This is a genomic window from Streptomyces sp. NPDC002446 (genome assembly GCF_053595675.1).
In genome coordinates, this window is the sequence record NZ_JBSFYC010000011.1 from 128,231 (window position 1) to 149,654 (window position 21,424).

Here is a 21,424-nt window from a genome sequence, read left to right on the forward strand (position 1 = left end):
AGGTCGCCCACGGGAGGACGAGGTCGCCGTCAGCAACCGGTGAAGCTCCGCCGAAACGAGAAGCCGGAGAGCCTGGGCGGTGGAGCGGAGGCGCGGAGGCGCGGAGGCGCGGAGAGGCCCGCGCCCGCCCAGGTTGCGGCCTTCACCCGAGGTGCCATCGTAGAAACAAAGGCATTGCTCGGTGACCGATTGCCGAGGGTTGAGCCATGGAAGACGAGCAAGCACACGTCGTATACAACGATGACGATGACCAGTTCGACCTGGACATCCGCGTCAAGATGACGACGCGGGAAGTCGACCACTTCGTCATCGAGGACACCCACAGCTGTGCCAGTACCTGCGGCGATGAATGCACGAACAGCTGCGCCAGTACCTGTGCGGGCAGTTGCCCCGTGTTCGAAGCCCGCGACGAAGCCCGCGACGAGGCCCGCGGCGAGACCGAAACCTGTCAGACGTGCGGCTCCTGCACCTCGGAGTGCGACCGCCGTCTCTACGAGGATCACTACGTCCTGGAAGTCAGTCAGGTCCGGTCCGACGGGGTCACCCGCAAGGTCGCCGGTGAGCATGTCATCCGCCGCGTCGTCGAGCACACGCCGCCGCAGGAAGGCTGATGGCCCCGTCCGCCTGGCAGCCGGCCATCGGTGATCCGCAGACCGCCGACTCGGTGCGCGCCATCTGCGTGGACGTGCTCTCGCGGCTGCGTGATCCCGACATCGTCGAGGGAGCGGCCCGGACGGCGCAGCTCCAGGGACGTCCGCGGTGGACGACCCACAGCACCGCCCAAGGCACTTGCGGCCTCGCGCTCGCCTTCGGACATCTCGACCGGTGCCTGCCCGGCGAGGGCTGGGACCTCGTGGCCCACCATCACCTCAGCCGCGCCGTCGACGGCACCGCGTCGCACCCCGTGGGCACCCTGGGACTCTTCGCCGGACTCACCGGAGTGGCTTTCACCACCTCGTACCTGGCTCACGGCGGACAGCGGTACCGCACCCTGCTCGGCGGCATCGACGACAGCCTGTACACCCGGATTCCCCGACAACTGCCCGCGGTCACCGGGGAAGGCCTCGCCGTCGGCACGTTCGACCTCGTGTCGGGGTGGACCGGCGTGGCCGCGTATCTCCACTCCCGGCCGACCGGCCCAGCCCGGGACCGCGCTCTCCACACCGTGCTCGCCTGGCTCGTGGACCTGTCCCGTGCCGTCGACGGCGTCCCCGCCTGGCACACCCCCCACGCCCTCATCACGGACGAGAGCCTGCGCGATCGGTACCGGACCGCAGTCGCCAACTGCGGTCTCGCCCACGGCATCACCGGCCCCCTCGCCATGCTCGCCCTCGCCCACGCCGACGGTCCGATCGGCGCGGGGCACACCGAGGCGATCCGCCGCACGGCGTCCTGGCTCGCCGCACACCAGGTCGACGACGCCCGAGGAGGGGCATACCCGTCGGTCGTCCCGCTCGGTGAGGACTCCGCCGCACCGTCGGCAGCCCGCGACGCCTGGTGCTACGGCAGCCCCGGTGTCGCGCGCGCCCTCTGGCTCGCCGGTACCGCCCTCGGCGACCCGGATCTGACCCGTACGGCCGTCGCGGCCATGCGGGCCGTACTGCGGCGCCCCGTCGCCCGGCGGCGCATCGACTCGCCCGGGTTCTGCCACGGCATCGCCGGGCTTCTGCAGGTCACCCTGCGGTTCGCCGTCGACACCGGAGACGAGGAGATCAGCGACGGCGCGCGCCGCCTGGTCGACCAACTGCTCGGCGAATACCAGCCCCAGGCACCCTTCGGCTATCGCAGTGTCGAGCCCGACGGCACTCGCGAGGACCGGTCCGGCCTCCTGGAAGGCGCCGCAGGCGTCGCCCTCACCCTTCTTGCCGCCGTCACCCTCGAACCACCCGCCTGGGACCGGTTCTTCCTGCTGTCATGAGCGCCGACGCCTCCCGTGGTCCCGACAGTCGGCGACGAGCCGCCCCCCGGGCATCAGGGCTCTACCGCTGTCTCGACCACTTCGTGATCCGCACCCCGATCCTCCCCGTCACGCACTACCCCGCAGCCGAGGACCTCAGGCGCGCGCCCGCAACCGCTCGCGTCCGGGACAACGAGCACGCGCGGCGTGCCGTCGTCGTCTCCTCGCTGCCACTCGCCACCTCACTGCTGAGGCCGGTACGCACCGAACGCGACCAGCGGCGCCTCGAGTCGAGCATCCTGCGCTACCTCATTCGCCTCAGCACCCGGCCCACTCCCTTCGGGCTGAACGCCGGCGTCGCCCTGGGGCGGTGGGGCCCGGTCACCGACGTCCGCCTCGCCGACCAGCCTCCCGACGTCCACGCCCGTATCGACATGCATGCACTCGTGCACTTCGTCACCGCCCTCGAATCGCGAACCGAGATCCGGGAGGCGACCACGGTCATCGCCAATCCGGCCGTGCTGCACCGCGCCGGCCGGATCACGTTGAGCGGTGTCGAAGCGGTCCTCGGGGCGAACGGCGGCGAGAACGTCACCCTCCGCGCCACCGGCGCCGTCACTCGCGCCCTCGCCCTCGCCCGCACCCCCACCTCCTACGCCGACCTCGCTGCCGACCTCCTGGAAGCCGTCCCCGGAGCCACTCCCGACAAGGTCCACGATCTGCTGTACCGGCTGTGGCGGCACGCATTCCTCCTGACGGACCTCCGCCCACCGCTGACCCACCTCGACCCCGCGGGACATGTCCTCGACCACCTCAGCCGGATACCGGCAGCCGCCACCGCCGCTGCGGACCTCGGCGAACTGCTGGCCGCGATCCAGGACTGGGAAAGGCAGCCGGCCGGCACCGGCGCCGCCGCTTTCCCGGCGCTCGCCGACCACGCCCGCCGCGTCACGGGCTTCGAAACGGCCACACCGCTCCAGGTCGACACGGTTCTGCCCCTGGCGGCCTGCGAGGTGTCCCGCAAAGTGGCCGACGAGGCGGTACGAGCGGCCGAACTACTGCTGCGGCTCACCCCGTTTCCTTTCGGGCTGCCGCAGATCAGCGCGTACCGGCGCGCGTTCGAGGTCCGCTACGGCACCGACCGCGACGTGTCCGTCCTCGAACTCCTCGATCCCGTCACAGGCCTCGGCTCACCGTCCCTCCTCCCTCCGGTCATTCCCGCCAAAGCCGCCCGGGCCGACACCTTGCTCCGCCTCGCCACCGGCGCTCTCCACAACCACCTCACCAGCATCGACCTCAACCAGGACACCATCGACCGACTCGCCCTCTGGGAAGCGGCCCCCGAGCGGCTCCCCGCGTCGCTCGACCTCTACGCCATGGTCTCCGCCCCGTCACCCGCCGCCATCGACGCCGGCGACTTCCACCTGGTCGTGGGCCCCAACGTCGGTGCCGGAGCAGCCGGCCGCAACCTCGGCCGCTTCGCAGGCATGCTCACCGGTGCCGTTCCCGCCCTCGGCGACATCGCCGACGCCGAACAAGCCGTTGAAGCCGGCCGCATTCTGGCCGAACTGGTGTACCTCCCCGAGAAGACCCGCTCGGCGAACGTCGTCGTCCGGCCCGCGATCCGCGACCACGAGGTCGGCATTCGCACCAGCGCGGAGGACGGACCCGCTCGCTACATCCCCCTCGACCAGCTCGCGGTCCGCGTCACGAACGGCAGGTTCGCACTGATCTGGGACGACGGCACGGGGGGACTCCGAGAGGTCAGCGTCTGCTCGGGGCACATGCTCAACCACAGCCGAGCCCCCGCCGTCTGCCAATTCCTCGCCGATGTGAGCCGAGACGGCACCGCCCAGCTCATCGGCTTCGATTGGGGCCCGGCCCGCGACTTCCCCTACCTGCCCCGCGTCACCTCCGGCCCCGTCATCCTGCACCCGGCCCAATGGCGCATCGACCACGCCACGGCGCACGAGATGGCCGGGCAGCCGGACCGCTTCCCAGCCGAGTTCGACGCCTGGCGCCGCCAGTGGCGGGTGCCCCGCTACACGTACCTCACGAGCAGCGACACGGCCGCGGACCACCGGCTCCTCATCGACGCCACCGCGCATTCCCACACCAACGAGATACGGCGTGCCCTGAACCGTCTGGGACCCGGCGGCAGCGTGGTCCTCCAGGAGGCCGTTCCCGGCCTCGACGACGCCTGGGTCAGTGGGCCGAACGGCCGCCACACCGTTGAACTCGTGGTGTCCATGACCCGCAACGACCCTGTTCCGCGCTCCGTTCCACCCCGCAAAGCCGGCGTCCGGGTGGCGAGGGCAGACCGGCTGCGCCCCCCGGGCAGCGACTGGACCTTCGTCAAGCTCTACGGCGACCGGCAGGAGGAGGAATCCCTGCTCGTCGGCGGCATCCGCGAGCTCCTCCGCTCGCTGGACCACCATTGCGACCGACGCGTCTTCCTGCGCTACGCGGACCCCGAACCCCACCTGCGACTACGCCTGCGCGGCAACCCCTCCGTGCTCATCCCCGCGCTCAGCGACTGGGCCGGCACCCTCCTCGCCGACGGCCACGTCTCCCGGTTCACCTTCGACGTCTACGACCGTGAGATCGAACGCTACGGCGGCCTCATCGGGATGGACGTCACCGAACAGCTGTACTCCGCCGACAGTTCCGCCGTTCTCGACCTGCTCTCCCTCGACCACGCCGGTAAGTCCCAGCTCGACAGGACGAGCCTGGTGCTGCTCACCATCGACGACCTGTTGACCGGGCTCGGCCTGAGCGAAGCCGAGCGGCTCCGCTTCTACCACCGGGAGACTCCCCAGCGACGGCTCGCGGGCGCGGAGTACCGCACCCGCAAGGCGGAATTCTGCGACCTGCTGCGCAGACCACCCCCTCGTTTCATCGACGACGTCCTCACCCAGCGTCGTTCTCACCTGGCAGACGTCGCCGACCGGCTCGCCGATCTGAATCGCCACCGGCAACTCGGCAAGACGCTGCCCGAGCTGTGCCACAGCTATGTACACCTGCACTGCAACCGCCTCCTGGGCACGGACCGTGCTGCCGAGGACACGGCGTTGGAACTGCTCTACCGCACCCGCCACAGCCTGGTATCAGGAGCCTGAACCCCGATGCGCAGGAAGTGGCCGGTCCAAGCGATCGGCACGGCCACGGGCTGGGCTCTCACCAAAACTCAGGGCCCAAAACTCAGGGCCAATGCGGTAGACCCTGCACTTCTCCGCCCGACACGCCGACCTCGTATCTCACACATCGGTGCGGTTGGACACATTCTGTAGATTCTGTAGTCGCCCGCTACAACCAGCTACTGCAGCAGCAGGAGGAGCAGCATGGAGTATCCAAACGAAGAGATCCCCGCTGATCGAGTCCTTTCTGCAGAGGAAGGGATTGAAATCAAGCAACGCATTGCTGCGCAAAGATCACTCAAGATCTGGCGCTGGATGGGCAACTACCAAAACCCCGGCGATGTGGCCACCGTCGCGAATTCATCCCCACCGTCCGTGGCCGGGGAAGTGATTGCCTCTTACAAGGCCGACGGAAAGGTCGCGGCCTGGATCTTCTGGTGACCTCGCCCGGTGGCGCTTGAGCCAGAAACCCGCCACTGGATGATCTTGGACTCATAAACGGGTGCCAGTGCACCGAATGGCCATGTCGAATGGCGCCGCTGAGCCCCGGTGTCCAGAGTGAGCAAACGCACCGCATCTGGTCGCTGTAAGGAGTGCCACTGTGCAGGAGAACCCCGCATCCACACCGAAAATCCGCCTCGTCGCCTCCGACGAGGAGCAGCAACACGTGCGCCTCACACCGGGCGCCCGGTATGAAGTCGCGTTCACCACGATCGTCGACTCTCAATTGGAGGACATCAGCGAAGAGTCACTGGGCAGCGCCGCCCGGCCGCCCCGGCTCTGCGGAAGCCGTTCGACCTGCGTCGCCATCGTCGAGATCGAGTAGCCGAAATGGACCAAGCTCTCGCCACCTCTCGCTACACCTTCCGGGTGCCGATGTCCGAGGGATACGCCCTCTTCCACGCGAGTACCGGAAGTGTCTTCAAGGTTGACGGACCGGATGCCGAAGAGATCTCGACCCTGCTCAGCGGAGACCGTCGGCTGATTCCTCCGGGAACCCTCGACGAACGGCTCACCGCACGTTTGCGCCGCAACGGCTTCCTCGTGGAGCCGAGTTTCGACGAAGTCGCGGTGGTGCGCGAGCGGTACTGGGCGGCCCGCGGCAGCGCTCCCGTCGTGCTGCTGGTAACGACCACCATGGATTGCAACCTGGGTTGCTACTACTGCTACGAGTCCCGCACCTCTGACGCGCTCCGCCTCACGGATGCCGAGACGCTCGTCGACATTGCGGCGCAGCGGCTAGGGGGCAAGCGCTCGCTGCACGTGGACTGGTATGGCGGTGAACCGATGCTCGGCATCGACTTCCTGGAACGGGGATCGCTCGCGCTTCAGGAATACTGCCGGTCCGCAGGGATCAGGTACCACGCGTCCATCATCTCCAACGGCACGCGGTGGCCCGATGACCCCGGATCCTTTGTCGCCCGCCACAAGATCAAAGAAGCCCAGATTTCTTTCGACGGTATGAAGGACAACCACGACCGTCGGCGGCGCTACCGGCCCGAGCATCGATCTCTCGCCGACCAGTCGTCGTTTGAGCAGGCCGCGGCCCTGGTGGACGAGCTGGTGCGGCACACTCGAGTGGACCTCAGATACAACGCGGACCAGGGCAACGCTGGGGATTTGCGGGCGTTCATCGACTTCGCCAAGGCCCGCGGCTGGTTCGACGGCCCGTTCCGGTGCGTCCTCATGGTTGCGAAACTGTCTGCCTACTCGGAGCGTTCGTCGTTCCTGCGCCCTCACGAACTCGATCCGGAGCGGTTCGAGGAACTGCAGGACCTGGCCATGAGAGAGCTACCGTCCACAGCGCAGGACGACCAGGACATCGTGGCTGGCTTCCCCCATCCGAAGACGTCTGTCTGCGGCGCCCTGGCGCATGACTCGGCCGTTGTCGGGGCGGACGGCCTGGAGTACCGCTGCGGCTTGCAGGTGGGCGAGCGCGGCCGCGCCACAGGCCGGTTCCTGGGGATGCCCGAGGTGCGTCCCGGCGACAGACCTGAAAGCTTCCCTGACCGGTCCTGGTGGGCAGACTTCGACCCGACCACGCTGCCGACTTGCTCCCGCTGCTCGTTCCTCCCCGTCTGCTGGGGTGGTTGCCCCAAGCGGCACCTGGATGAAGACGGGGCGGCGATCCGCTCCGAAGGCCGTTTCTGGCGCACGAACCTCCCCAGGATGGTCGCCGCGGGTTTCACGGACCAGGTGGCGGAGGGCTTCGAGTTCACCGAGGCCGAGCAATTTCGCGCGGGCCTCCCTGCCGAGGCCCCATGCGACTCTGGTTGTTGATCGCCAACGCTACTGAACCTGAGTTCGTGATGTCGGTCAGTCGTCCATGATCAGGCCGGTGCAGGCCAGTGCAGGCCAGGCAGCCGTCGACCATGCCCGGGCGGTACTGGATCTGTGTGAGCCTCCGCTTGACGGCTCGGGTGATCTGGCTGAGGTCGGCCGCGGTGAGGTTGCCGAGGTCGCCCTTGACCAGCGACCAGATCCCCGCCTGTGGGTTGAGGCCCGGTGTGTAGCTTGGAAGCTGGAAGACGGTGAGCCACTCGGCGTGGGCGGCGATGAAGTCGCACAGTGGCTGCAACAGGTCCATCCGCAGGTTGTCCCAGACCAGCACAATCGGGCCTCCGAGCTGGACGTACGCCCTGACCAGCAGGTCGCGCAGGTCGCGCCACCCGGGACTCCGGCCTCGCCCCGCTCACGCCACTGGCGCCGCCACCGCTCCGCCGACCGCTCCGTCACCCGGAGGACATCGGCGACGTCCTTGTTCTTCTCCCCGCCCTCGAAGCGTCACAGTCCACCGTATGGACCTGCGCCAGCGCCTGTACGGCGTCGCATCGTAAAGACCATGAAGAGTTTCGGGTTCTGAAATGGCTTTGGCGCCCCGGGTTGCGGGGCGCCAATGTTTCACCTGCCGACAATCAGCGGGTGGCCGCGCCGCCAAGGGCCTTGGTCTTGGAGGCGAGGTCGTTCTTCGTCGCCAGCTTGTCGGCGACCTTGCTCACCGCGCCGACGAGCACCTCGGCGTCGATGTCCTTGAGCGGGTTCTTCACGTCCTGCTTGCTGACGGTGTTGGCGTCCAGCAGCTTCCCGGCATCGAGCGGCGCGGGAGCGGCAAGCGCCGGGGACGCGGCCCCCAGAGCGAGCGCAATACCGACAACACCCGCAGCAGCCTTGGCGATCTTCACGATTCGTATCCCTTCCGGCAGTTGCGCTCAACAGCGGAGGTGCGAGCCTCGTACCTCCGGAGCGCCCAGTCCGCTTGCGCTCGCTACGCACTGCCGCATCCGCTAACCGCTGCACTCATATCAAAGTGTCGGGGGGTCGCCCATCCGAGCGGCATTTCGTCAGTCTTTCACTCGACCAGATGAACCGCACGAACGGCCCCGCCGGGCACTACCGGCGGGGCCTTCCGGACCCGGCCCTGAGGGCGGAGGGCCTGTTGGACGCCCGGTGGGCCTCCGACGGCTCGTTCGGGTCCGTGACGTGCATCGCGTACGCGAACTGGCAGAAGCGGGCCCGCGTCGGCGGACCGCCGGACGGCGTCCCCGGTATCGCCTCACTTCGGCTCCTGGGCACGAAGCACGGGTTCACCGTGAAAGGGATGTCCGTTGCTGCCCCGACGGTGCCAGAAGCCCGATGCCGGCTGCCCAGGGTGTGATGATGCCCGGCGGCCTCGCCGGCCGCCGGGCATCGGCGAGGGCACCGGGCGTCACTCCCCCGTCTCGTCGAGCCCCGCGGAGGCGTCGAAGGGTGCGAAGAACCAGCGCTGGGAGGCGCGGCCGCGTTCGCACTGATTGGTGTTGACGATGTCCGTGCCGGTGTTGGCGGACAACTGGTCCACATCCAGGCAGGGCTCAGAGCCGAGGACGCGCTGGTCGTTGCGGAGCCGGAAGGTGTTCTCGGGGGCCGGCTCCACGTGCCAGGTCTGGGCGCGGGAGCCGTTGCAGGCCCGCAGGTCGAGGCCGAGCAACCCGTCGTTCGAGACGTTCGCGTCCGTCTCGATGCAGAGGCCGGTCGCCGCGTCGCGCAGCCGCAGCCGATCGGCGTCGACCCACTCGGGGATCCACTTCTCCTCATTGGGCGTGGGCCGGGTGCGGTGCGGGTAGGCGCGCACGCGCGTGCCGTTGAGCCCGCGGGGTTCACCGGCCAGCATCCGGCCGGTGCGGACGTTCTCCAGCCCGAAGGGGCCGGGGTGGGCGATAGACAGGTCGCCCGAGAAGAAGTTGGCCTTGGGGGCGGAGTCGGCCGGGGGAGCGAGGAACCAGTGCTGGCTTTCCTTCGCCTTGCAGGGGTTCAGCTCCAGGCCGGAGAGGTCACGCGGGCTGGTCGCCGTGCCCGCGTCCAGGCACAGTCCGAGCGGGATGTTGCGGATCTGGTACTGCTCGTTGCCGAACGAGAGCAGCCGCCAGTCTTCGAGGCGGCCGGTCATTCCGCAGTCGAACATGAGGGCCTTGCCGTGGTCCCGGCGGTCCAGCAGGCTGCTGAGGCACCTGCCCTTGGGGAGCCGGATGCGGACGGTTCTGGTCCCGTTGAATTCGAGGTCCCAGCGCTGGCCGAACCCTGCGTTGCGCTGGTTGGTGACGGCGGGCAGGCCGTTGAACACGCCTCCGCCCAGGGCTTCCAGCGACCCGCCGCTCTGCATGTTCTCGATGTGGCGGGGGCTGGTGAACAGGGGCTGCGGCTCGCCGCCCGCGCGCATGCCGCCGACAGCGACGGCCCAGTGGTCCGCGGAGGCGCCGTTGAGCCGCCGTATCGGGTGGTTCGGGATATTGACGGACGCCACCACGTAGTCCAGCTCGCGGCCGCCCTCGTGGGTGGGCAGACCGGTGTTGTAGGCGTGGGCGCCGGGCGGCAGGGCGAAGTTTCCCGGCTCGTCGTTGAAGTCGGCCCCGACGGTCCACGACCGTCCCGGTACCTGGTTCACGAAGGCCGCGATGCGGGCGAGCATCACGTCCGACTCATTGGACGGGCGGTTGGGGCCGGTGGGCCGGGCGTGGAAGGTGAAGTACCAGTCGTCGCCGAACCGCACCCCGAGCGCGGCCCGCCCGTTGGCGACCGGGCTGGGTACGGCGGTCACCTCGTCCGGTGTGCGCTGCGTGACGACGGCGACGTTGTTGCGGCCGCCCTCGTAGCGCCCGGCCATGGTGTCGGTCTGCAGGAAATAGACCTCGTAGTTCGCGGACCTGTACTCCCAGCGGTGGTGCTGGATGTACCCCGCCCGGCCGACCTGCGGCAGTCCCGGAACGGGGATGGTGCCCTGGAACCTGCCGGGCGGCGTCGGACCTGCCTCCTGCAGGGTCACGATCTCGGCGGCCTGGATGTAATTGCCGACCGTGGACGTCCACTTGCTGTCCTGGCCGCTCGAGGCACCGAGCAGGTTGTACGTGATGAGCGGGGTGCTGCGGAGCGGCGAGGCCTGCGCGGGTGTCGTGGGCAGGACCGCGATGGCCGCCGACGCGACGACCGTCACCAGGGCGGTGAGCCCGGCGGCCGACCGGCAGCGCGGCTTTCTCGCGGGGTACGTCGTCGGCTTCGCGCGCCGCTTCGATAAGGGGCGGAGTAATCGCCTCATGTCTCTCCCGTACGTCATGTCTCTCCCATACGTCGGGTGGCGCGCTGCCCGCGCGCCGAACCTCTGACGATCCAACTCACCTTTTTCGCAAGGAAAGTTGGCGATTCCCAAAGCCGGACTACCGGACCTGGGGCGGCACCGTCAGGTGTCCGATTGAAGCGGATACGTGTCCTTGGTCACGCCTTGCCGGCGCCGGGTGGTGCCACCTTGGCCGGCTCGGCCCGCCGCGCCGAAGCCCATGGGCACCGCCGTGGAACCAGGCACCGACCCGCCACTCGTCACACCGGGACAGCTTCTGGCTGCGAACGCAGCGAGGCGAGCGGGGAGCGCCGGCCTTTGCCGACACGCGCAGCTGCTACCAGTCGACCTCGGGGTGGGCACCGGGCAGAGCATCGACGTCGGCGGCACGGTAAGGGTCAGTGCCAGGCGGCCCAGCCCATCCACTCGAAGTCCACCTCCTGGCCCGGCCCGCAGCAGGAAACCGGACCACCATCGCGTCTTCAGCATCGACGGCGGACTTCATGCCGGCACACCCTGCGTTTCTCTGCCTTCTTACGCAACCCTTGAGCCACATCAGCGGTCTCCTGTGCGCCATCCCGTGTAGTGCCCGAGGACAGCTCCGGACAGACACGGGTGATTCCCCCTGCAACAGGAGACTCAGCTTGCGCAAGCACCTCGTCGTCGGCCTGGCCACTGCCACGGCAGCGGTACTGACCGGCGGTCTGCTCGTCGCCACGGCGGACACCGCCGCCGCGGCCGGCTCGGGCGTTCCCGGCGACTTCAACAACGATGGTTATCGCGATATCGCCGTTGCCGCTCCCGGCGCCTACGTCAATGGCCGCTCCGGCGCAGGGCAGGTCGTCATCGTCTACGGCGGTGTGAGCGACCCGTCCAACGCCAGGCGCGCCGTCATCAGCCAGGACAGCACCGGCGTCCCCGGCACCGCCGAGGCCGGTGACGGTTTCGGCGAGGCCATCGTCGCCGAGGACTTCAACGGCGACGGCTATGCCGACCTGGCCGTCGGCGCCCCCGGCGAGGATGTCGGCACCGACACCGACGGCGGCACCGTCGCCATCCTGTGGGGCTCGGACACGGGCCTCACCAGCGGTGTGACGGTCGCCGACCCGGCGCCGTCCTCACACGACAAGTTCGGTCGGCTCCTGACCGCACTGTCCGACAGCGACCAGAAGCCCGACCTGGCCATCGCCTCCGACCGTCCCACCATCGACGTCTACCGCGGAGGCTTCACCAAGTCCGGCACGAACGGCGGCAGCTACCGCTTCGTCCCGCCGGCCTCGGTCACGTCCGCCCCGGCATCCCTCACCTCGGGCAACTTCGGCGGCCATGACCTGATCGCGGACCTGGTCGTCACCGGCCCCAGTACGTACTACGTCCTCGGCTCCGACTCAGGCCTCAACCCCGCCAGCCACACCAAGCTGCCCACCAGCACCGCCGCCGCGATCGGCGACTTCGACGCCAACAAGTACGAAGACATCGCGCTCGGCGCCCCGGACGAGTCCGGCGGCATCGTTCGCGTATTCAACGGTGACGCCAATGGTCCGGCCGCCGCCATGTCGTACAGCATCACCCAGGACTCTCCCGGCATCCCCGACTCCAGCGAGGCCGGCGACCGCTTCGGCGCCTCGCTCGCGGTCACCCGCTGGAACGGGAGCAGCCACCAGAACCTGGCCATCGGAGCCCCGGGCGAGAGCCTGGGGAGCGCCACCGGCACAGGCGCGGTCACCTACGTGTACGGCAGCGACAACGGGCTCGACGGGATAGGCCCCAACGACGGCACGCACGCCCAGTTCTTCGCCCAGAGCACACCGAACGTTCCGGGCAGCGACGAGACCGGCGACCGCTTCGGCAGCGCCGTCCACCTCGCCGACACCCACAACGACGGCCAGACCGACCTGATCGTCGGCGTCGCCGGCGAGAACTCAGGAGACGGCGCGGTCGTCTACCTCCGTGGAGACGGGAGGATCGGCACCTACGGCACGCCCGGCATCACCCCTGCCGGCACCGGCGTCGCCACGACCGGCACCCCCGGCTTCGGCGTGCACCTGGCCGGCTGACGCACACCGCCGCCTGCGGCCCGTGCCCCCCGGCAAAACGACTCGCACGGGCCGAACCACATGAGCACCCCGGGGCCCCAGCCGACCACCGGCCGAGGCCCCGGGCACGCCCGCTGAGTTCCGCGCTCTTTTCGCTGATGTCGCGTCGTATTCAGCGTCCCCGGCGAGGACCTGCACGGATACCGCGCGGCGGTCGACGAAGTAGCGTCCGCTGAATACCTCCATCCGGTGCTTGCGCTTCGAAGTCCGGCTCGTCGGGCGTGGCCACCGCGAGCACCCCGTCCGCACCGGTCGCCGGCCGGCCGGCTGGCCCCCGCCGGTAGCCCGCCAGGACATGCTGCGGTCGATGTCGGCATCCGCGTTCCGCCTGTCCCGGATCAGCGACCCACCCCCGCACTGTGATTACTTAACGTAGTCGCCTCTTGTGGCGGCCCCTTACTCGTCTTACTCGTCGCGAGCCGATGTTGACTGGGTCCCGACGGCTCTTGCCGGGCGCCGCGCCGTGCTGGCAGGAACTTTGCGTGATACCTCAAGGTGGGCGCTGTGCAGGCGAGTTGATTTTCTTGACGCTCGTGTGAACGGCGGTTCGACAGCGGTCGCGGGGATATGGTGACGGCTTCCCTGACCCGCTCCGGAGGTGACCGCCTGGTGTCCGGCAAAAGCTTCGTCCACCTGCATAATCACACTGAGTATTCGATGCTCGACGGGGCGCAGAAGCTCAAGCCGATGTTCGCCGAGGTCGCCCGGCAGGGGATGCCGGCCATCGCGATGAGCGACCACGGCAACATGTTCGGCGCCTACGAGTTCCAGCAGGTGGCCAAGGAGTACGCCGGTGTGAAGCCGATCATCGGCATCGAGGCCTATGTCGCCCCCTCCTCCCGGCACAGCCGCCGGCAGGAGTTCTGGGGTCCCGGTGGCCAGCGGGCCGTGTCGGACGACGGCGAGGGCTCCAAGGACGTCTCAGGCGGCGGCCGCTTCACCCATATGACCATGTGGGCTCAGAGCGTCGAAGGCCTGCGCAACCTGTTCTGGCTGTCCACGCAGGCCTCCTACCAGGGGCAGTTCCCGGCCGGCAAGCCGCGTATGGACCGTGAGCTGATCGCCGAGCGCCCGGCGGGAATCATCGCGACGACCGGCTGCCCTTCCGGCGAGATCCAGACCCGCCTGCGCCTGAACCAGTACGACGGGGCGAAGACCGCCGCCGCGGCGTACCAGGACATCTTCGGTCGGGAGAACTACTTCCTGGAGCTGATGGACCATGGCCTGTCCATCGAGCGGGACGTGCGCGAGGGGCTGCTGCGCCTGGCCAAGGAGCTGAACCTCCCGCTGCTCGCGACGAACGACGCGCACTACGTCACCGAGGACCAGGCCGACGCGCACGACAACCTGCTGTGCATCGGGGTGGGCAAGAACAAGGACGCCCCGAACCGCTTCCGCTTCAGCGGCACCGACTACTACCTCAAGACCGCCGAGGCGATGCGGCGCCTGTTCGCCGAGTTGCCCGAGGCCTGCGACAACACCCTCCTGATCGCCGAACGCGTCGAGCCGTACGACGAGGTCTTCGACTACGTCGACGAGATGCCCCACTACCCGGACGTGCCCGAGGGCGAGACGCAGGAGTCGTGGCTGCGCAAGGAGGTGCTCAAGGGCCTGGCGGTGCGCTACGGCGACCCCGTCCCGCAGCACGTCCTGGACCGGTTCGAGACCGAGATGTCCGTCATCGGCCCGATGGGCTTCAGCTCGTACTTCCTCGTCGTGGCCGACATCTGCCGCTATGCACGCGACAACAAGATCTCCGTCGGGCCGGGCCGCGGCTCGGCGACCGGCTCGATCGTCGCCTACGCCACCCGCATCACCGAGCTGTGCCCGCTGGAGCACGGCCTGCTGTTCGAGCGGTTCCTCAACCCCGAGCGCATCAACCCTCCAGACGTCGACCTCGACTTCGACGACCGCCAGCGCGACCAGATGGTCCGCTACGTCACCGACAAGTACGGCGACGAGTTCACCGCCATGGTGAACACCTTCGGCAAGATCAAAGCCAAGAACGCCATCAAGGACAGCTCCCGCATCCTCGGCTACCCCTTCGCGCACGGCGAGCGCATCACCAAGGCCCTCCCGCCGGACCAGAACGGCAAGTCCATCCCGCTCGACGGGATCTTCGACTCCGCCCACCCGCGCTACGGCGAGTGCGGCGAGATCCGGCAGATGTACGAGGGCGAGCCCGACGTCCGCAGGGTGATCGACACCGCCAGGGGCGTGGAGGGCCTGACCCGCGGCACCGGCGTGCACGCCGCGGCGGTCATCCTGTCCAAGACCCGGCTGACCGACCGCATCCCGCTGCACATGCGCGCCAAGGACGGCGTGAAGATCACCGGCTTCGACTACCCCAGTTGCGAGGACATGGGGCTGATCAAGATGGACTTCCTGGGCCTGCGGAACCTGGGCGTCATCGACCAGGCCATCGCCAACATCCGCGACAACCGCGGCGTGCACCTCGCCACCGTCGACCCGCAAGACGGCGACTCCTCGGCTCTTGTCATCCCCCTCGACGACGCCGCGACCTTCCGGCTGCTGGCCGACGGCAACACCTTCGGGGTCTTCCAGCTCGACGGCGGCGGCATGCGCGCCCTCCTCAAGCAGATGGAGCCGACCCGGTTCGAGGACATCGCCGCAGCCCTGGCCCTCTACCGCCCCGGCCCGATGGCCGCCAACGCCCACACCAACTACGCCCTGCGCCAGAACGGCAGACAGCAGCCCTCGCCGATCCACCCGGAGCTGAAGGAGGCCCTGGACCCCATCCTCGGCTCCACCCACCACCTGCTGATCTTCCAGGAGCAGATCATGGCCATCGCCCGCCGGCTGGCGGGCTACACCCTGGGCGGCGCGGACATGCTGCGTCGCGCCATGGGCAAGAAGAAGCCGGAAGTACTGGCCGCAGAGTGGGAGAAGTTCCACGACGGCATGACCGCCAACCACTACTCCGAAGCCGCCATCAAAGCCCTGTGGGACGTCATGCTCCCCTTCTCGGGCTACGCGTTCAACAAGTCCCACACCGCTGGCTACGGCCTGGTCGCCTACTGGACCGCCTACCTCAAGGCGAACTACCCGGCCGAGTACATGGCGGCGCTGCTGACCTCCGTCGGCGACGACAAGGACAAGGCCGCCGTCTACCTCGCCGACGCCCGCAAGAACGGCGTGCGCGTCCTGCAGCCGGACGTGAACGAATCGGCCGCGGAGTTCACGGCCATCGGCGACGACGTCCGCTTCGGCCTGCGCTCGGTGCGCAACGTCGGCGACAACGTTATCGACGCCATCGTCCAGGCTCGCAAGAAGCACGGCGCCTTCACCTCCTTCGCCGACTTCCTGGACAAGGCGGAGCTCACCGCACTCAACAAACGCGCGGTCGACTCCCTGATCAAAGCCGGCGCCTTCGACTCACTCGGCCACACCCGCAAGGGCCTGGCCGCGATCCACGAGGACGCCATCGACTCCGTCATCCCGGTCAAGAAGGCCGCCGCCTACGGCCAGGACGACCTCTTCGCCGACCTGGGCAGCCCGAGCGACGACGACACCCCCGCCTTCGGCCTCGACTTCAATGTCAGCGACACGGAGTGGCCACGCCGGCAGCTGCTGGCGACCGAACGCGAGATGCTCGGCCTGTACGTCTCCGCCCACCCGCTCGACGGCGCAGAGCACATCCTCGCCGCCCACCGCGACGCCTCCATCGCAGAACTCCTCGGCTCCGGCCGCACCACGGGGGAGATCAAGCTGTCCGGCCTGATCGCCGACGTGCAGCGCAAAATGACCAAACAGGGCAACCCCTGGGCCATCGCCAACCTCGCCGACCGCGACGGCACGATCGAAGTCCTGTTCTTCCCGGCGATCTACCAACTCGTCCAACACGCACTCGTGGAAGACAACGTGATCTCCGTTCTGGGGCGGATCGAGGAACGCGACGGCATCCTGAACATCCACGGCCGGGAACTGAAGGCTCTCGATGTCTCATCCGCCGACGGCGGCGGCCGGCCACCAGTACAGCTCGACATCCCCGTCCACCGTGTCAACGCTGCCGCCGTCGCGGAACTGAAACGCATCCTGGGCGCCCACCCCGGAGACACGCCTGTCCACCTGCGCGTCAGGTCCCCCCAGCAGACCACGGTCTATGCCCTCGGCAGGCTGGTGAACGCCGCCACCATCGCCTCCGACATCAAGGGTGTGTTTGGTGTTGGGGTGTGGGTGGGTACGGCGTGACCGCCGACCAGGCGGAGGCTCGCCCCGTATGGCAGGAGGCTGACGGCGCTCTGGCCTGCCCACGTTGCGGGCGGGTCGGCCTGGTGACGGCCCGCTTTCCCCACACGTGGCAGGGGCATACCGGGAAGCGGATCTGCGGATTCAAGGAGGTGGTCCTGTGTGCCGAGTGCGACGGCAGCGAGGCCGCTGGGGCCTTGCTGGAGCTGGTCGGCGTCCATGGGGAGGTGCGCCCGCAGGATGCGGCGGTGTTCATCCGGCTTGCCCTCGCCTGGGTGGAAGCCGTCCTTCGGCGTGAGCTGGACGTGATTGCTCTGGTGGATGAGGAGCAGCGCTGGCACAGCGGCGAGCTGTAGGGCATGGGCACGGGGCCTGGTGCGGTCCGGGGCCTGGCCCGTCTCCTACGGGACGCAGGTCGCTCGAGGTGGCGATGCAGGTGCGGACATGGCTCCCCAGCAGCGGTAGGGCACGCAACTTGTCACTCCGCAGGGATGCGCGATCCTCTCGTGCTGCCCACGGATCCAAGGCACGTCGAAGGCGGTGGTGTTCCACCAGATCGCGAGCGCACCGCCCGGACGCAGGCCCCGCAGCACCTCGATCAGCGAGGGTGTCGGCAGGGAGGCGGCGAACCGCTCGGCACGATCTGCCATCTTTGGGGCGTGCACAGCGGCGTAGCCGTTGGCGTGGTCGCTGTAGACGGCGACTGACTCGGCAACGGGGTTCAACTGTCTCCCACCGGCCGTAGTACGTGACATCGTCCCGCCCGTCCTGTTAGCTCCCGCGTCGCTGACCTGCGGCTGCTCGGCGGCCGGTCCTCGCCAACGAGCGCTACGCCCACTCGATGCCCAGCTGCCGCAGCGCGTCCAGCTGGTCGGGGGTGAGTTTGTGGCGGCGGGTTTTGGTGTTGGTGATCCACACACCAAGCTTCACAACCACCGGTTCCGCTTCGCCGTGGATCGTGATGGGTTCGCTGTGTCCTCTTGGTACTGGCCGGTGGGTGCCTTCTCGTTGGATCCATTGTGTGAGGGCTGCGAGGCCGCGCTGGAAGGCCGCTGATGTCTTCCCGGTGCTTGTGGCGGCCGGGGGTGGGGCGGGCTGCTTGGTGGGTGTGATGCCGAGCTGGGTGAGTCGTTGTTGTTGTTCGGTGGACAGCTGTGTCCAGGTGCTCGGCTGCTTCTGTCGTTGGAGCCATTTGCCGAGGTCGTCGCCGTCGAACATGACGCCGGGTTTGATGGTCGGCAGGACACCGTCCGGCTCGTCGGTGGCGAGGTGGGTGAGGACGCGGTGGTGGCGTTGCCAGTCCAGTGGCCAGGGGCAGTTCCAGTCGGGGTCGATGTCGGCCAGCTGTTCCGCGCGTTCCCGGGCCCGTGCGACGTCCTTCCCGAGGCCGTTTTTGCGGCGCAGATTGGCCATCAGTTGGCCGATGGGTAGGGGTGCTCCGTTGGCGGGGTTGTCCCAGGTGGTGTCTTGGCGGGGGGCGAGGTGTCCGGTGGCGCGCTGGTAGGACCGGAGCGCGGCGAGCTTGTTTTCCCACGCTTCGTTGCCGGGTTCCCAGACCATGCCGGCTTCGGGGGCGTCGAGCAGGTCTTTGCGGTGGGGGTCGAGTTCGCCCGCCCTCAGTGCTTTGCGTTGCTGGTGTACCCACCGTCCCAGGGGGAAGTCCTTCGTCACGCCGACTTCGGTCTCGGTGTCGTAGGGGACGGCGTACAGGCCGGTGATGTCGTTGTCGGCCCGCCAGCGCAGCAGGGCTTGGTAGCCCTCGAGCCACACCAGGGACTCAGGCCGGTAGACCCGGGTGCGCAGGAAAGCCGCGATCGTCGCCGCGCCGCGTGGGGTGGAGAAGTGCAGTAGCGCTGACTCGGCCTCGCCCTCGCCGTCGGTTCCGACGATCCGGCCGTTCTCGTCACGCCGCACGTGGAGCTTGCGCGCTCCGCTGGTCAGTGCTCGGTTGGCCAGCTGCTCGACGAGTCGTTCGTCATGCGAGCGCAGGCCTTGGAGTACGGCTACGAGAGGGCGGAAGCTGGCGGAGGCGACCATGTCGGCCGGATCCTCGCCGGGCTCAAGGAAGACCGGCACGATGATCCTGGCTGTCTTGGCGGTGCCGTCCGGGTTCGGCCTCAAGGCCCGGCCGATGTTCTGGACGATCTCCACTTGGGAGCCGCGGGTGTCGGCGAAACACACCGCCTCAACGCCCCGCTCACCGACGATGTCGACGCCTTCACCGAGAACGCGAACGCTCGCCAGGAACGCCCGGTGGACCCGCTTGCCGTCGGCGTCGATGCCGTTGGCGAACTGCCGGATCACCTCGCGCCGCTCGGCCACCAGGTGGTCACCGCACAGCCACGCCGACCACACCCGGTCCGGAGGCACGTGGCGGCCGGCTTCCAGCCCGTAGAACTCCGCGTCGATCGACGACTTCGGCAGCTGCTCCGCCTTCGCCAGGGCCTCGTCGGACGTCTCGGTGACGTACAGCTCCGCGGCCGTCTGAGGCAGTTTCTCCGCGAACGCGGCGGCCTCCTCCACCCGCTGGTGGAACGTCATCACGGTCTTGAGGTTGTGCCGGGCAGCGTGCTCCAGGAGCGCGGTCTGCACAAGCGCGAGGCGCCGGCCCCGCAGCGCCTCCTCCGACAGCCCGAGGACCGGCGAGGGGTCGCGGATCTCCAGCACGTCGATCTCGAAGCCGGCGAGGATGCCCCGCTCGATCGCTTCCGAGAGCCCGAGCTCGGCCAGCCACTCGCCGTAGGTCCCCTCCCGGTCGCTCACCATGCTCGCGATCTCCACCTCCTGACCGCCGCCCTTCTGCGGCTGAACCGCGCCCAGGATGCGGGGGGTGGCGGTGAGGTAGAGCCGGAAGTCGGCGGGGATACGGGCGTTGTCGTGGATCGCTGCCCACGGCCGCCCTAGATCACCGGCAGTACCGTGGGCTTCGTCCACGATGGCGAGGTCGAAGCCGTCCATGGACTGGCCGTAGAGGCGTTCTCCGCCAGCCAGGGCGGCCTCCAGCGGCCCGCGAACGCGTCCCTGGCCCACTGGTGCGTCGATGTCCTCGCGGTCCACGAGAGACGCGTACGTGGCGAGCACGACCACAGGCCCGCGCCCCGCCCACAGGGCCAGCTGGATCGGGTTGGTGGTGGTGCGAACCCCGAGCTGTTCCAAGACCTCGTCCTTCTCGAGTGAGCACACCGCGACCATGGGGGAGCGGTGGCCTACCAGGCGCCACGCCTGGGCGGTCTGGGCAAGGAGATCCAGGGTCGGCACGGTCACGAGGATCCGGCCGCCCGGAAAGCACTCCAGCGCACAGGCAGCGGCCGTGATCGTTTTCCCTGAACCGGTCGCGGACACGATCGTGCCCCGCGCACCCTGAGCGGGCACAGAATTTCTTGTAGGAAATCCTACCCACTTTCGGAAACTCGATTTCTGGTCTACCTGGTGCTCACGAAGTGAAATCACGGACATTGTCTTGCCTTCCCTTACTCCTCTTTGAGCGGTTTCGGAGATTACCGGTACGGTGTGAAGGGCGGCATGGTCACGGTACCGTCGGCGCCCACGGTGACCTGTTCGGCGAGCTGCGCTAGGACCTGCAAGGGGCGGAGCTTTGTCCGCTCGGCCGCCGCTCGGATCGGCCGGCTGGTAGCAGCGGACAGCCGCAGCCCGTCCGCTTCCTCCCGCCGCCGCTGCTCAAAGGCGGACCGTGCCGCCAGAGCCTGTTCGTGCCTCTCTGTCCGTTCTTGGGCCCACCTCACCCCCTGGGCGTCCCGCTCCGGCTGGTATGCGCTCCAACTAGACGTGGCCATCAGGTCTCTGACACGCTGCCACTCCGCGTATTTGGCCATCCAGATATTGGCCGGCCACCCCGAGCCCTCGAACTCGGAGGAGGGGCCGCCCCGCCGCAGCTGCTCCGCTGTCTCACGCTCGCGGACAGCAGCCTTCTCCGTCACCGCAGCCATATCGAGGCCATCCGCTTGGTGCCTCACCTGATGCCGCGCGACATCTTGAGCACCCCACATGCGATTCTCCTACTCCAGAATCCCGAGCCGCGAACAAACTCAGAGGGTGTCCCCCACTTCTACCAATACTACATGCTGCATCACTGCGATGCACTGCCATGCTCGAAACCCGACCCGATCGAGCGACCCCCTCCCCTCTAGCCAGCCGGCCCGCGCCAGCGGGCCCCAAGGACCTGGAGGCGAAGCCGGAAGGTCCGTTTGGGTGGGGGAGCGCAGCGGACCCACCCAAACGAGGCTGAAGCGCAGCGGAAGCCGCAGCCACGAGACACGAAACCCCGTCAGCTCCGGAAGCGCAGCGAACGGAGCGTCAATCTGACCGCTGCGCAGTCAGATTGAGCGGGAGCGCAACACCCCCGCGAAGCGGGGGTGTTCACTTGCACAGCGCGCAGCGCTGTGACTGGGGTGCGCAGCACCCCAGCCCCGACCCGCGAAGCGGGTCGGGGCCACCGAGCGAAGCGAGGTGGTTTGCCTTGCACAGCGCGCAGCGCTGT

At 68.5% G+C, this 21,424-nt stretch carries 12 protein-coding genes and 3 pseudogenes; 9 read left to right on the forward strand and 6 right to left on the reverse strand.

Annotation, left to right across the window (positions count from 1 at the left end):
* The first annotated feature begins 206 nt into the window (after positions 1-206).
* From ACWD6P_RS09585 to ACWD6P_RS09610, 6 genes are all read left to right on the forward strand, one after another.
* Positions 207-611: a hypothetical protein gene (locus ACWD6P_RS09585; protein WP_451443464.1), complete on the forward strand. Its 405-nt coding sequence runs from the start codon at positions 207-209 to the stop codon at positions 609-611.
* Entirely contained in the window at positions 611-1,918 is a 1,308-nt protein-coding gene (locus ACWD6P_RS09590) for a lanthionine synthetase C family protein (protein WP_451443465.1), read from the forward strand. Before ACWD6P_RS09585 ends, ACWD6P_RS09590 begins: the two co-directional genes overlap by 1 nt.
* A complete protein-coding gene (locus ACWD6P_RS09595) occupies positions 1,915-5,016 on the forward strand; it encodes a lantibiotic dehydratase (RefSeq protein ID WP_451443466.1) in 3,102 nt (1,033 codons plus the stop codon). Before ACWD6P_RS09590 ends, ACWD6P_RS09595 begins: the two co-directional genes overlap by 4 nt.
* Before the next feature lie 222 nt (positions 5,017-5,238).
* Entirely contained in the window at positions 5,239-5,475 is a 237-nt protein-coding gene (locus ACWD6P_RS09600) for a hypothetical protein (RefSeq protein ID WP_451443467.1), read from the forward strand.
* Between the two features lie 160 nt (positions 5,476-5,635).
* Entirely contained in the window at positions 5,636-5,860 is a 225-nt protein-coding gene (locus ACWD6P_RS09605) for a hypothetical protein (RefSeq protein WP_451443468.1), read from the forward strand.
* Between the two features lie 5 nt (positions 5,861-5,865).
* Positions 5,866-7,314 carry a radical SAM protein gene (locus ACWD6P_RS09610; RefSeq protein WP_451443469.1) on the forward strand — a complete coding sequence of 483 codons (1,449 nt, stop codon included), beginning with the start codon at positions 5,866-5,868 and terminating at the stop codon, positions 7,312-7,314.
* Between the two features lie 61 nt (positions 7,315-7,375).
* On the opposite strand, the pseudogene ACWD6P_RS09615 reads toward ACWD6P_RS09610, so the two are convergent.
* The 4 genes and pseudogenes from ACWD6P_RS09615 to ACWD6P_RS09630 all read right to left on the reverse strand — a co-directional run.
* A pseudogene (locus tag ACWD6P_RS09615) lies at positions 7,376-7,705 on the reverse strand (transposase); the annotation flags it as partial.
* A 14-nt stretch (positions 7,706-7,719) separates the two neighbouring features.
* A pseudogene (locus ACWD6P_RS09620) lies at positions 7,720-7,794 on the reverse strand (hypothetical protein); the annotation flags it as partial.
* Between the two features lie 155 nt (positions 7,795-7,949).
* Positions 7,950-8,216, reverse strand: a complete 267-nt coding sequence (locus tag ACWD6P_RS09625; protein WP_451443470.1) for a hypothetical protein — start codon at positions 8,214-8,216, stop codon at positions 7,950-7,952.
* A 524-nt stretch (positions 8,217-8,740) separates the two neighbouring features.
* On the reverse strand, positions 8,741-10,603 hold the full coding sequence (locus ACWD6P_RS09630) for a ricin-type beta-trefoil lectin domain protein (protein WP_451443471.1): 1,863 nt from the start codon (positions 10,601-10,603) through the stop codon (positions 8,741-8,743).
* A gap of 662 nt (positions 10,604-11,265) precedes the next feature.
* Between ACWD6P_RS09630 and ACWD6P_RS09635 the strand changes: the two genes are divergently transcribed.
* The 3 genes from ACWD6P_RS09635 to ACWD6P_RS09645 all read left to right on the forward strand — a co-directional run bounded on the left by ACWD6P_RS09635 (position 11,266) and on the right by ACWD6P_RS09645 (position 17,282).
* Positions 11,266-12,678: an FG-GAP and VCBS repeat-containing protein gene (locus ACWD6P_RS09635; RefSeq protein WP_451443472.1), complete on the forward strand. Its 1,413-nt coding sequence runs from the start codon at positions 11,266-11,268 to the stop codon at positions 12,676-12,678.
* A 606-nt stretch (positions 12,679-13,284) separates the two neighbouring features.
* Positions 13,285-16,929, forward strand: a complete 3,645-nt coding sequence (gene dnaE / locus ACWD6P_RS09640; RefSeq protein ID WP_451443473.1) for a DNA polymerase III subunit alpha — start codon at positions 13,285-13,287, stop codon at positions 16,927-16,929.
* Positions 16,926-17,282 carry a DUF6300 family protein gene (locus ACWD6P_RS09645; RefSeq protein WP_451443474.1) on the forward strand — a complete coding sequence of 119 codons (357 nt, stop codon included), beginning with the start codon at positions 16,926-16,928 and terminating at the stop codon, positions 17,280-17,282. Before dnaE ends, ACWD6P_RS09645 begins: the two co-directional genes overlap by 4 nt.
* A gap of 123 nt (positions 17,283-17,405) precedes the next feature.
* On the opposite strand, the pseudogene ACWD6P_RS09650 reads toward ACWD6P_RS09645, so the two are convergent.
* Both ACWD6P_RS09650 and ACWD6P_RS09655 read right to left on the reverse strand, forming a co-directional pair.
* Positions 17,406-17,525: pseudogene (locus ACWD6P_RS09650) on the reverse strand (SAM-dependent methyltransferase); the annotation flags it as partial.
* 229 nt (positions 17,526-17,754) lie between these two features.
* Positions 17,755-20,382 (reverse strand): Helicase associated domain protein, encoded by a 2,628-nt coding sequence (locus ACWD6P_RS09655; RefSeq protein ID WP_451443475.1) that lies wholly within the window; start codon positions 20,380-20,382, stop codon positions 17,755-17,757.
* Between the last annotated feature and the right edge of the window lie 1,042 nt (positions 20,383-21,424).